The organism is Streptomyces sp. NPDC012835 (assembly GCF_042900885.1).
Lineage (GTDB): Bacteria > Actinomycetota > Actinomycetes > Streptomycetales > Streptomycetaceae > Streptomyces.
This window is the reverse complement of sequence record NZ_JBIBBW010000004.1, coordinates 508,455-520,499: the sequence shown is the minus strand read 5'-3', so window position 1 is coordinate 520,499 and position 12,045 is coordinate 508,455. Positions and strand designations below refer to the sequence as shown.

Sequence of the window (12,045 nt, the reverse complement as noted above, 5' to 3'; positions counted from 1 at the left end):
CCCTCAGCCGTCCAGCCTGCGGAACAGCCCCTCCTGCACCACCGACACCAGCAGCCGGCCCTCCCGGTCGTAGATCCGCCCGCGTGCCAGCCCCCGGCCGCCCGTCGCGATCGGGGACTCCTGGTCGTACAGGAACCACTCGTCCGCGCGGAACGGGCGGTGGAACCACATCGCGTGGTCCAGCGACGCCATGTCGAAGCCGCGCGGGCCCCACAGCGGCTCGACCGGGATGCGGACCGCGTCCAGGAGCGTCATGTCGCTCGCGTACGTCAGCGCGCAGGTGTGGACCAGCGGGTCGTCCCCCAGGGGCCCCACCGCGCGCATCCACACCGCGCTGCGCGCGTCGGCGTTCCGGATCTCCTCCCGCGTCCAGCGCAGCCGCTCCACGTACCGGATGTCGAAGGGCTGGCGCCTGGCCATGCGCTCGAACGACTCGGGCAGCCCGCCGAGATGCTCACGCACCTCCTCGGTGACCGTGGGCAGCGAATCGGGATCGGGGAACTCCAGCCGGGGCGGCAGCTGGTGCTCGAAGCCGCCCTCCTCCGGCCGGTGGAAGGAGGCCGTCAGGTTGAAGATCGTGCGGCCCTGCTGGACGCCGGTCACCCGGCGGGTCGTGAACGAGCGGCCGTCCCTGATCCGTTCCACCTGGTAGACGATCGGGACCCCCGGACGGCCGGGCCGCAGGAAGTACGCGTGCAGCGAGTGGACCGGCCGGTCCCCGTCGGTGGTACGGCCGGCCGCGACCAGCGCCTGGCCCGCGACCTGTCCGCCGAAGACCCGTTGCAGGGACTCCTCGGGGCTGCGCCCCCGGAAGATGTCGACCTCGATCTGCTCCAGATCGAGCAGATCGACCAGCCGTTCGGCGGGGTTCGTCATGTGCGTCGTTCTCCGTTCTCGGCGCTCCGGCCGGATGGTCAGAGCTGTCCGACCGACGTGACCCGCACGACGGCCAGTCCTTCCTCGTCGGAGGCCGCGAGATCGACCTCCGCGCTGATGCCCCAGTCGTGGTCGCCGTTCGGGTCGGCGAAGGTCTGCCGGACCCGCCACAGGCCGTGCGCCGGGTCCTCCTCGATGGCGAGCAGCTTCGGGCCGCGCGCGTCGGGCCCCGTACCGAGGTCCTCGTACTCGTCCCAGTAGGCGTCCATCGCCTCGCCCCACCGGTCCGCGTCCCAGCCCGACTCGCTGTCCAGCTCGCCCAGGTCGTGGAACCGGTCCAGGGCGGCCAGCTCGACCCGGCGGAACATCGCGTTGCGCACCAGCACCCGGAAGGCGCGCGCGTTGGCCGTGACCGGCCTGACCTGGTCGGCCTTCTCCCGGGCCTCCTCGGCGCTCTCCGTCTCCGGGTTGGCCAGCTGCTCCCACTCGTCCAGCAGGCTGGAGTCCACCTGGCGGACCATCTCGCCCAGCCAGGCCGTGAGGTCCTCCAGATCCTCCGACTTGAGGTCGTCCGGAATGGTGTGTTCCAGCGCCTTGTACGCGCCCGCCAGATAGCGCAGCACGATGCCCTCGGTCCTGGCCAGCTCGTAGTGCGAGGTGAACTCGGTGAAGGACAGGGCGCGTTCGTACATGTCGCGGATCACGGACTTCGGCGAGACCGGGTGGTCGCCGACCCACGGGTGGCTGGTGCGGTAGGTGTTGTACGCGTGCACGAGCAGTTCTTCGAGCGGCTTGGGGTACGTGACGTACTGGAGCCGCTCCATCCGCTCCTCGTACTCGATCCCGTCCGACTTCATCGCGCCGACCGCCTCGCCGCGCGCCTTGTTCTGCTGCGCGGCCAGGATCTGGCGCGGGTCGTCGAGGGTCGACTCGACCACCGAGACCATGTCCAGGGCGTAGGACGGCGAATCGGGGTCCAGCAGCTCGAAGGAGGCCAGCGCGAACGTCGACAGCGGCTGGTTGAGCGCGAAGTCCTGCTGGAGGTCGACGGTCAGCCGGACGATCCGGCCCTCGGCGTCGGGGGTCTCCAGCCGCTCCACCACCCCGCCGTCCAGCAGGGAGCGGTAGATGGCGATCGCCCGCCGGATGTGCCGCAGCTGCTGCTTGCGCGGCTCGTGGTTGTCCTCCAGCAGATGGCGCATCGCCTCGAAGGCGTTGCCCGGCCGGGCGATGACCGACAGCAGCATCGTGTGGGTGACCCGGAAACGCGAGGTCAGCGGCTCGGGATCGGAGCCGATCAGCTTGTCGAACGTCGTCTCCGACCAGGCGACGAAGCCCTCGGGAGCCTTCTTGCGCACCACCTTGCGGCGCTTCTTGGGATCGTCGCCCGCCTTCGCGAGCGCCTTCTCGTTCTCCACGACGTGTTCCGGCGCCTGCGCGACGACGAGTCCCGCCGTGTCGAATCCGGCCCGCCCGGCCCGGCCCGCGATCTGGTGGAACTCCCGGGCGCGCAGGGTGCGCACCCGATTGCCGTCGTACTTGCTGAGCGCCGTGAACAGCACCGTACGGATGGGCACGTTGACGCCGACGCCCAGGGTGTCCGTACCGCAGATGACCTTCAGCAGCCCGGCCTGGGCGAGCTTCTCCACCAGCCGGCGGTACTTGGGCAGCATGCCGGCGTGGTGCACACCGATCCCGTGCCGTACGTAACGGGACAGGTTCCGGCCGAACTTGGTGGTGAAGCGGAAGTTGCCGATCAGCTCGGCGATCCTGTCCTTCTCCTCGCGCGTGCACATGTTGATGCTCATCAGCGACTGGGCCCGCTCCACGGCGGCGGCCTGCGTGAAGTGCACGATGTAGACCGGCGCCTGCCGGGTCTCCAGCAGCTCGGTCAGCGTCTCGGTGATGGGGGTGAGGCGGTACTCGTACGTGAGCGGTACGGGCCGGGTCGAGGATCGCACGACGGAGGTCGGCCGGCCGGTGCGGCGGGTCAGGTCCTCCTCGAAGCGCGAGACGTCCCCGAGCGTCGCCGACATCAGGACGAACTGGGCCTGCGGCAGCTCCAGCAGCGGGATCTGCCAGGCCCAGCCCCGGTCCGGCTCGGCGTAGAAGTGGAACTCGTCCATCACGACCTGGCCGATGTCGGCGTACTTGCCGTCACGCAGCGCGATGGACGCCAGCACCTCCGCCGTGCAGCAGATCACCGGCGCGTCGGCGTTGACGGACGCGTCGCCGGTCAGCATGCCGACGTTCTCCGTGCCGAAGAGTTTGCAGAGGTCGAAGAACTTCTCCGAGACCAGCGCCTTGATCGGCGCGGTGTAGAAGGTGACCTTGTCCTGCGCCAGCGCCGTGAAGTGCGCACCCGCCGCGACCAGGCTCTTTCCCGAGCCGGTGGGGGTGGAGAGGATCACGTTGGCCCCGGACACCACCTCGATCAGCGCCTCCTCCTGCGCCGGATAGAGCGTGATGCCCCGGTCCTCGGCCCAGGAGGAGAAAGCCTCGAAGAGGGCATCGGGGTCGGCGTCCGGCGGCAGCTGATCGATAAGGGTCACGCCCCCATCTTGCCTGCCTTCCGTCCGGATGCGGGAACCGGACGGCCCGATGAAGATCATGGACGATACGCTGGCCCGTCAACTGGGCACCAGGACAGTGGGCTTCACCATGAGCCGCACACGGGGGCTCCACCACCATTGCAAGGGGACGGGTACGACCATGATGGGACCGGCACACTCACTGTCAGGGGCGGCGGCCTGGCTGGGGGCGGGCGCCGCGGCGGCCGCGTTCGACCACGCCATGCCCTGGCCGGTACTGGTCGTCGGCGCGCTGATCTGCTCGGGAGCCGCGCTCGCGCCCGACCTCGACCACAAGGCCGCGACGATCTCCCGGGCGTTCGGCCCGGTGTCCAAGACGCTCTGCGAGGTCGTCGACAAACTGTCGTACGCCGTCTACAAGGCGACCAGGAAGCCCGGTGACCCCCGCCGCAACGGCGGGCACCGCACGCTCACCCACACCTGGCTCTGGGCGGTCCTGATCGGCGCGGGCGCCTCCGCCGTGGCGTACACCGGCGGCCGCTGGGGCGTGCTCGCCGTCCTCTTCGTCCATATGGTGCTGGCGGTGGAGGGCCTGCTCTGGAAGGCCGCCCGGGTCTCCAGCGACATTCTGGTCTGGCTGCTGGGCGCCACCAGCGCGTGGATGCTCGCGGGCATCCTCGACCAGCCGGGCAACGGGTCGAACTGGCTGTTCACCGAGCCGGGCCAGGAGTATCTCTGGCTCGGACTGCCGATAGTCCTCGGCGCGCTCGTGCACGACATCGGTGACGCGCTGACCGTCTCCGGCTGCCCGATCCTGTGGCCCATCCCGCTGGGCCGCAAGCGCTGGTACCCGCTGGGCCCGCCGAAGGCGATGCGCTTCAAGGCCGGCGCCTGGGTGGAGGTGAAGGTGCTGATGCCCGCCTTCATGGTCGCGGGCGGGATAGGCGCCGCGTTCGCCCTCAACCTGGTCTGAGGCGCCCCGGTGGTGGGGCGCCCCGCCGGGGCCCTGCCACCGGGGCGCCCGGCGCCGCGCCGGTCAGCCGTGCCAGGACCGCCACAGCGCGGCGTACGCGCCGTCCGCCGCCACCAGCTCGTCATGGCTGCCCAGCTCGCTGATCCGGCCCTCCTCGACCACCGCGATCACATCCGCGTCGTGCGCCGTGTGCAGCCGGTGGGCGATCGCCACGACCGTACGGCCCTCCAGCACCCGGGCCAGCGACCGCTCCAGATGGCGGGCCGCCCGGGGGTCCAGCAGCGAGGTCGCCTCGTCGAGCACCAGGGTGTGCGGGTCCGCCAGCACCAGCCTGGCCAGGGCGATCTGCTGCGCCTGGGCCGGGGTCAGGGCCGTGCCGCCGGAGCCGACCTCGGTGTCCATGCCGTCGTCCAGCGCCCGCGCCCAGCCGTCCGCGTCGACCGCCCCGAGGGCCGCCCACAGCTCCGCGTCCGCCGCTCCGGCGCGGGCCAGCAGCAGATTGTCCCGCAGGGAACCCACGAACACGTGGTGCTCCTGATTGACCAGCGCGACATGTTCCCTCACCCGCTCGGCGGGCATCCGGGACAGCTCGGCACCGCCCAGCGAGACCCGGCCCTCGCGCGGACCGTAGATGCCCGCGAGCAGCCGGCCCAGCGTCGACTTCCCGGCGCCCGAGGGGCCGACCAGCGCCAGCCGGGTGCCGGGGCTGACCTCCAGCGTCACCTGGTGCAGCACATCGACGCCCGCCCGGTAACCGAAGTGCACCCGGTCAGCGCTGACATCCCGCCCCTCCGGCACGACGGAGGCGTCGCCGGCGGCCGGCTCGATGTCACGGACGCCCACGAGGCGGGCGATGGACACCTGGGCCACCTGGAGTTCGTCGTACCACCGCAGGATCAGCCCCACCGGGTCGACCAGCATCTGGGCGAACAGCGCGCCCGTCGTCAGCTGGCCGACGGTGATCCAGCCCTGGAGGACGAACACACCGCCCATGACCAGCACGGCGAGGAAGATCGTCACATGCGTGAGGTTGATGACGGGGAACAGCACCGACCGCAGCGAGAGCGTGTACCGCTCCCAGGCCGTCCACTCCTTGACCCGCCGCTCCGACAGCGCGACCCGCCGGCCGCCGAGGCGGTGCGCCTCCACGGTCCTGCCCGCGTCGACGGTCTCCGCGAGCATCGCCGCGACCGCCGCGTACCCGGCCGCCTCCGAGCGGTACGCCGAGGGCGCCCGTCGGAAGTACCAGCGGCAGCCGACGAGCAGCAGCGGCAGCGCCACCAGCACCGCGAGGGCCAGCGGCGGCGCCGTCACCGTCAGGGCGCCGAGCAGCAGCACCACCCAGACGACGCCGATGGCGAGCTGCGGCACGGCCTCGCGCATGGCGTTCGCCAGCCGGTCGACGTCCGTGGTGATCCGGGAGAGCAGATCGCCGGTGCCCGCCCGCTCCAGCACCCCCGGCGGCAGTCCCACGGACCTGACGAGGAAGTCCTCCCGCAGATCCGCGAGCATCTCCTCACCGAGCATCGCGCCGCGCAGCCGCACCGTGCGGGTGAAGAGGGTCTGGACCACCAGCGCGACCGCGAAGATCACGGCGACCCGCTCCATGTGCAGCTCACGCGCGCCGCTGGAGAGGTCCTCGACGATGCCGCCGAGCAGATAGGGGCCGACCATCGAGGCGACCACCGAGACCGCGTTGACGGCGACCAGCACCAGGAACGCCCGGCGGTGCCGGCTCAGCAGCTCGCCGACGTAGGCCCGTACGGTCGCGGGGGTGCCGACGGGCAGGGTCGTCGCCGACTCCGGGGCCGCCGGGTCGTAGGCCGGAGGCGCCACGCCGATCATGCTGATTCCTCGATCTCTTCCCGTGCCCGCGACAACGCCGGCGTGATGATCTGTCTCTCGTCGCCCCGCCGCGCGTCCGCCTCGTCGTGCGGGCCGTCCGCCGGGTGCGAGCGGTCGTGCCCGGCGGTGTTCTCCTCGTCCGTCTCGCGCGTGACGACCTCCCGGTAGGCGGGGTCGCCCGCCATCAGCTCGCGGTGTGTCCCCACCGCCGCCACCTTGCCCTCGTGGACGAAGGCCACGGTGTCCGCGTGGTCCAGCAGCAGCGGCGAGGAGGCGAGGACGACCGTCGTACGGCCCGCGCGCAGCTCCTTCACGCCCCGCGCGATGCGCGCCTCGGTGTGCGAGTCCACGGCGGAGGTCGGCTCGTCCAGCACCAGCACCTCGGGGTCGGCGACCAGCGAACGGGCCAGCGCGAGGCGCTGCCGCTGCCCGCCGGAGAGCGACCGGCCGCGCTCGGTGATCCGGGAGCGCATCGGATCACCGCTGCCGTCCACCGAAGCCTGGACCAGCGCGGCGAGCACATCGCCGCACTGCGCCGCCGCCAGCGCGCTGTCGGCGTCGACCGCACCCGATGCGGGCACGTCCAGCAGCTCGGTCAGCGTCCCGGAGAGCAGCACCGGGTCCTTGTCCTGGACGAGCACACTGGCCCGCGCCGCGTCCAGCGGCAGACCGTCCAGCGGCACCCCGTCGAGCAGCACCGAAGGAGCGGGGCCCGACTCGGCCGCGTGTCCGCCCAGCCGCTCCGCCAGCCGCCCCGCCGCGTCCGGGTCGCCGCACACGACGGCGGTCAACCGCCCGGCCGTGACACGCAGCCCGCTGAGCGGGTCGTACAGATCGCCGGCCGGCCGCGCGTCGTCGAGACCGCCGCGCTCGTCCTCGTACGCCGTACGCCTCAGCGACAGCACCCGGGCCGCGCGCTTGGCTGAGGGCCGGGAGAAGGAGTACGCCATGGCGATCTCCTCGAAGTGCCGCAGCGGGAAGAGGAGCAGGGTCACCGCGCTGTAGACGGTCACCAGAGAGCCGACGCCGATCCGCCCGTCCAGCGCGAGATGGGCCCCGTACCAGACGACCGAGATCAGCAGCACGCCCGGCAGCGCCACCTGGATGGCTGAGATCAGGGCCCACATCCGGGCGCTGCGCACGGCGGCCGCGCGGACCTCCTGCGAGGCCCGGCGGTAGCGGCGCAGGAACAGCTCCTCGCCGCCGATGCCGCGCAGCACCCGCAGCCCGGCGACGGTGTCGGAGGCCAGCTCGGTGGCCTTGCCGGCCTTCTCGCGCTGGATGTCGGCCCGTTGGGTGGCGCGCGGGAGCAGCGGCAGCACGGAGAGGGCGAGCACCGGGATGCCGCAGGCGATCAGCGTCCCCAGCTCCGGCAGATAGAGGACCAGACCGACGCAGATGAGGACGATCGCGATGACGGCGGCCAGGAAGCGCGAGAGCGCCTCCACGAACCAGCCGATCTTCTCGACGTCCCCGGTGGAGACGGCGACGACCTCACCGGCCGCCACCCGCCGGGTCAGCGCTGAGCCGAGTTCGGCCGTCTTGCGGGCCAGCAGTTGCTGGAGCCGGGCGGCTGCGGTGATCCAGTTGGTGATGGCGGCACGGTGCAGCATCGTGTCGCCGACCGCGATGGCGACGCCGGTCAGCGCGATCAGTCCGCCGGCGACCGCCAGCCGGGAGCCCGAGCGGTCGATCACCGCCTGGACGGCGAGCCCGGCTCCCACCGGGAGCCCGGCGATGCCCGCGAAGTGCACCAGGCCCCAGCACAGCGCCTTGAGCTGTCCGCCCAGTTGACCCCGTCCGAGCCAGAGCAGGAACCGGGGGCCCGACCGGGTGTCGGGAACCCCGGGGTCGGGATACGGAAGGTCGCGAATCTGCATGATGCCCCATGGCTCGTGGAGTGGCCCAAACCGTGCAAGGTTCGCTCCGACCAGGGGGATGAGGCAATGGGTTTTCCGCTTCGGGTGCCACTTCGAGCCAGGGGAGGGGCCGGTGGCGGAGCAACTGTCCACCGCCCGGCGCCACTTCACACCGACGGGCTCAGCAGCGCTGCTCGGGTCCTTCGGCCACCAGAGTGGTGAGCAGTCCGCCGAGCACCTCGCGCTGCTCCGGGGTGAGCGGGGCGAGGACGTCCTCGGCGGCCGACCTGCGGGCGTCGCGCAGCCCCCGCAGGGTGGCCCTTCCGGTGTCCGTCACCTCGACGCGCACCACCCGGCGGTTGGTCGGATCGGGGACCCGGCGCGCCCAGCCGCCGGCCTCCAGGCCGTCGACCAGGGTCGTCACGGCGCGGGGCACGACTTCGAGCCGCCGGGCCAGATCCGCCATCCGGGGCGGAGTCTCGTACGACGCGAGGGCGCGCAGCAGCCTCGCCTGGGCCGGAGTGATGCCGATCGGCCCCAGTTGATGCTTCTGGAGGCGCTGGAGCCGGCGGGTCAGCCGCAGGAGCTGCTCGGCCAGCGTGCCGTCGGCGTCGTGGATGCTCATGCCGGAATATTATCAGGACTACGCTCATTGTGAACATAGGTAACAATGACTTATGCTCTGCTGTGTCCGGCCCGCCCGGCCGGCCCCGTCCGCACGACGGGGCCCCGCTCCGTGGCCGCCCCCGCACGTTTCCCGAAGGAGCCCATGAAACCCGAATCACCCACCTGGACACCCTCGCCCCGCCGCGTCGCGCCGGGGCAGCCGGAGCCGCCCGCCCAGCTGCGGCGCATCTTCGGCCTCTTCCGCCCCTACCGCGGCCGGCTCGCCCTCGTCGGGCTGCTCGTCGGCGCCTCCTCGCTGGTGACGGTCGCCTCGCCCTTCATGCTCCGCGAGATCCTCGACACCGCGATCCCGCAGGGCCGTACCGGGCTGCTCACCCTGCTCGCGCTGGGCATGATCCTCACGGCCGTCGTCAACAGCGTCTTCGGTGTCCTCCAGACGCTGATCTCCACGACGGTCGGCCAGCGCGTCATGCACGATCTGCGCACCGGCGTCTACAGCCGCCTCCAGCACATGCCGCTCGCCTTCTTCACCCGGACGAGGACCGGCGAGGTGCAGTCCCGCATCGCCAACGACATCGGCGGTATGCAGGCGACCGTGACGTCGACCGCGACCTCCCTGGTCTCCAATCTCACGGCCGTGATCGCCTCGGTCGTCGCGATGCTGGCGCTGGACTGGCGGCTCACCCTCGTCTCGATGATCCTGCTGCCCGTCTTCGTCTGGATCAGCCGCCGGGTCGGCCGCGAGCGCAAACGCATCACCACCGACCGCCAGCGGCAGATGGCCACGATGGCCGCCACCGTCACCGAGTCGCTCTCGGTGAGCGGCATCCTCCTCGGCCGCACGATGGGCCGGTCCGACTCCCTCACCACGTCCTTCGCCGGCGAGTCCGAGCGGCTGGTCGATCTGGAGGTGCGCTCCAGCATGGCGGGGCGCTGGCGCATGTCGACCATCGGCATCGTCATGGCCGCCATGCCCGCCGTCATCTACTGGGCCGCGGGCATCGCGCTGGGCAGCGGGAGCACGGCCGTCTCCATCGGCACGCTCGTCGCCTTCGTCTCGCTCCAGCAGGGCCTCTTCAGGCCCGCCGTCAGTCTGCTCTCCACCGGAGTGGACATGCAGACCTCACTCGCCCTCTTCCAGCGCATCTTCGAGTACCTCGATCTGCCCGTCGACATCACCGAGCCCGAGCGGCCGGTCGCGCTCGACAGGATCCGCGGTGAAGTGCGCTTCGACGCCGTCGACTTCAGTTACGAGGAGAAGGAGGAGAAGGAGGAGAAGAAGGAGGAACGGGACGGGACGCGGGACGACGAGCCCGGCGACGCGCGCGAGGGAAGCGGCGAAGCCGCCGCGCGGACGCTCAGGGGCATCGACCTGACGGTCCCCGCGGGCACCGGACTGGCCGTCGTCGGGCCCACCGGCTCCGGCAAGTCGACGCTCAGCTACCTCGTACCCCGGCTGTACGACGTGACGGGCGGCCGGGTCCTCCTCGACGGTGTGGACGTACGCGACCTGGACTTCGACACGCTGGCCCGCGCGGTCGGCGTCGTCTCCCAGGAGACCTATCTGTTCCACGCCTCGGTCGCGGACAACCTGCGCTTCGCCAAGCCGGACGCCACCGACCTGGAGCTGGAGACGGCGGCCAGGGCCGCCCAGATCCACGACCACATCGCCTCGCTCCCCGACGGCTACGACACCCTGGTCGGCGAGCGCGGATACCGCTTCTCCGGGGGCGAGAAGCAGCGCCTGGCGATCGCCCGCACCATCCTGCGCGATCCGCCCGTGCTGATCCTCGACGAGGCGACCAGCGCGCTGGACACCCGTACCGAACACGCCGTGCAGCAGGCCATCGACGCGCTCTCCGAGGGGCGCACCACGATCACCATCGCCCACCGGCTCTCGACCATCAGGGACGCCGACCAGATCGTGGTCCTCGACGCGGGCGTCATCGCCGAGCGCGGTACCCACGACGAACTGCTCCGGCGGGACGGCCGCTACGCCGCCCTGGTCCGCAGGGACACCCGGGCCGCGCGTGAGGCCGCCGCGCCCACCGCGGGAGCCGGCGCGGACTCCGCCGGACCGGCCGGGGAACTGGCGCCGGCCGTGCTGTGAAACGCGGCGCGCCGCCACTCCCGTGGGACGGGGAGTGACGGCGCGGCGTTGGACGGCGGTGTGTCAGACGAGCCAACCCACGAAGTGGACGATGCCGGCGAGCAGGTTGGTGAGGATGTTCATCGAACTTCTCCTTGTGCGTGGTGCATGGTGAGGACAGTGCGATCGCGGTCTGCAGCCCGTCGTTCGCGCTCCGTAAGCATGTCGCCACGGAGTGCGGCGAAGCAATGGATTCTCGTACGATCACACGTTCTGACGAACACCCGATCCCCTGTTCGTGTGTTCGTGCTCCGGCTGCCGAGCCGTCCGTGTGCCCTCCGTGTCGCCGCGCCGCCACTGCCCGGATCCGCGATCACGCCGGGTTAGCGTGCGCGCATGAGCAGACCTCGTCTGACCCGTCGTGGCCGGATCGCCCTGACCATGAGCGCGGTGCTCACCGTGGCGGCGGCGGTGCTGGTGCCCGTGTTCACGCTGACCGGCGGCGACGACGACGGCGGGAGACGCACGGCGCTGGTCGTCCCGGAGGGGCACCGCGCCCGTCAGGTCTACGCCGCCGTGGACGAGGCCCTGCGGCTGCCCGGCGGCACCACGGCCAAAGCGGCGCTGATGGCGGAACTCCCGCTGCCGAAGGCCGCTCGGGGCAATCCGGAGGGCTATCTGTTTCCGGCCACGTACCCCATCGGGTCGGACACGACCCCGGCGGGTCTGCTGCGCTACATGGTCGCCACGGCGCATCAGCGGTTCGGCCCGGGTGGCGGCGCCGCCGGGTCCCGCTCGTCCCGCGACGGAACCGAAGCGGCGACCTACCGTACGGTCACCATCGCCAGCATCGTGCAGGCCGAGGCCGCTACGCCGGCCGACATGGGCAAGGTCGCCAGAGTGGTCCACAACCGGCTCGCCCTGGGCATGCCGCTCCAGATGGACTCGACGATCAACTACGCGCTGGGCCGCTCCACCCTGGACACCAGCCACCGGGACACGAAGACCGACAGCCCGTTCAACACGTACGGGCACAAGGGCCTGCCGCCCACGCCGATCGGCAACCCGGGGGAGGAGGCGATGCGCGCGGCGGCCCGTCCGCCGCGCGGGGACTGGCTGTACTTCGTGACCGTGAAGCCGGGGGACACCCGCTTCACGCACCGGTACGCGGAACAGCGCCGGAACGTCGAGGAGTTCAACCGCAACCGCGCCGGGGCGACGGCGGGGTGATCCCGTGGGGGAACG

8 protein-coding genes are annotated in these 12,045 nt (G+C 71.6%); 3 read left to right on the top strand and 5 right to left on the bottom strand.

Features of this window, described 5'->3' with window-relative positions:
* Nucleotides 1-3 precede the first annotated feature (3 nt).
* Both ACFY6S_RS20385 and ACFY6S_RS20380 read right to left on the bottom strand, forming a co-directional pair.
* Nucleotides 4-876 (bottom strand): acyl-CoA thioesterase, encoded by an 873-nt coding sequence (locus ACFY6S_RS20385; protein ID WP_388819562.1) that lies wholly within the window; start codon nucleotides 874-876, stop codon nucleotides 4-6.
* A 38-nt stretch (nucleotides 877-914) separates the two neighbouring features.
* Nucleotides 915-3,488 carry a DEAD/DEAH box helicase gene (locus ACFY6S_RS20380; RefSeq protein WP_388819559.1) on the bottom strand — a complete coding sequence of 858 codons (2,574 nt, stop codon included), beginning with the start codon at nucleotides 3,486-3,488 and terminating at the stop codon, nucleotides 915-917.
* 100 nt (nucleotides 3,489-3,588) lie between these two features.
* Here ACFY6S_RS20380 and ACFY6S_RS20375 point away from each other — a divergent pair, with 100 nt between their 5' ends.
* Nucleotides 3,589-4,380 carry a metal-dependent hydrolase gene (locus tag ACFY6S_RS20375; RefSeq protein ID WP_388819849.1) on the top strand — a complete coding sequence of 264 codons (792 nt, stop codon included), beginning with the start codon at nucleotides 3,589-3,591 and terminating at the stop codon, nucleotides 4,378-4,380.
* Nucleotides 4,381-4,443: 63 nt separating this feature from the next.
* On the opposite strand, the gene ACFY6S_RS20370 is transcribed toward ACFY6S_RS20375, so the two are convergent.
* The 3 genes from ACFY6S_RS20370 to ACFY6S_RS20360 form a co-directional block, all read right to left on the bottom strand.
* Entirely contained in the window at nucleotides 4,444-6,225 is a 1,782-nt protein-coding gene (locus ACFY6S_RS20370; protein WP_388819556.1) for an ABC transporter ATP-binding protein, read from the bottom strand.
* The gene (locus tag ACFY6S_RS20365) at nucleotides 6,222-8,105 is read right to left on the bottom strand and encodes an ABC transporter ATP-binding protein (RefSeq protein WP_388819553.1); all 1,884 of its coding nucleotides are present in this window, start codon (nucleotides 8,103-8,105) and stop codon (nucleotides 6,222-6,224) included. The genes ACFY6S_RS20370 and ACFY6S_RS20365 overlap by 4 nt, the downstream gene beginning before the upstream one ends.
* Before the next feature lie 160 nt (nucleotides 8,106-8,265).
* A complete protein-coding gene (locus tag ACFY6S_RS20360; RefSeq protein WP_388819550.1) occupies nucleotides 8,266-8,709 on the bottom strand; it encodes a MarR family winged helix-turn-helix transcriptional regulator in 444 nt (147 codons plus the stop codon).
* A gap of 144 nt (nucleotides 8,710-8,853) precedes the next feature.
* Between ACFY6S_RS20360 and ACFY6S_RS20355 the strand changes: the two genes are divergently transcribed.
* Both ACFY6S_RS20355 and mltG read left to right on the top strand, forming a co-directional pair.
* Nucleotides 8,854-10,821: an ABC transporter ATP-binding protein gene (locus ACFY6S_RS20355; protein WP_388819547.1), complete on the top strand. Its 1,968-nt coding sequence runs from the start codon at nucleotides 8,854-8,856 to the stop codon at nucleotides 10,819-10,821.
* 375 nt (nucleotides 10,822-11,196) lie between these two features.
* On the top strand, nucleotides 11,197-12,030 hold the full coding sequence (gene mltG, locus ACFY6S_RS20350; protein ID WP_388819544.1) for an endolytic transglycosylase MltG: 834 nt from the start codon (nucleotides 11,197-11,199) through the stop codon (nucleotides 12,028-12,030).
* Nucleotides 12,031-12,045: the final 15 nt, after the last annotated feature.

What these genes read in the sequence shown, in the direction of transcription:
- ACFY6S_RS20380 (WP_388819559.1), bottom strand. Translation starts at nt 3,488, where the DNA reads ATGATCTTCATCGGGCCGTCCGGTTCCCGCATCCGGACGGAAGGCAGG.
- ACFY6S_RS20385 (WP_388819562.1), bottom strand. Translation starts at nt 876, where the DNA reads ATGACGAACCCCGCCGAACGGCTGGTCGATCTGCTCGATCTGGAGCAG.
- mltG (WP_388819544.1), top strand. Translation starts at nt 11,197, where the DNA reads ATGAGCAGACCTCGTCTGACCCGTCGTGGCCGGATCGCCCTGACCATG.
- ACFY6S_RS20375 (WP_388819849.1), top strand. Translation starts at nt 3,589, where the DNA reads ATGATGGGACCGGCACACTCACTGTCAGGGGCGGCGGCCTGGCTGGGG.
- ACFY6S_RS20355 (WP_388819547.1), top strand. Translation starts at nt 8,854, where the DNA reads ATGAAACCCGAATCACCCACCTGGACACCCTCGCCCCGCCGCGTCGCG.
- ACFY6S_RS20370 (WP_388819556.1), bottom strand. Translation starts at nt 6,225, where the DNA reads ATGATCGGCGTGGCGCCTCCGGCCTACGACCCGGCGGCCCCGGAGTCG.
- ACFY6S_RS20360 (WP_388819550.1), bottom strand. Translation starts at nt 8,709, where the DNA reads ATGAGCATCCACGACGCCGACGGCACGCTGGCCGAGCAGCTCCTGCGG.
- ACFY6S_RS20365 (WP_388819553.1), bottom strand. Translation starts at nt 8,105, where the DNA reads ATGCAGATTCGCGACCTTCCGTATCCCGACCCCGGGGTTCCCGACACC.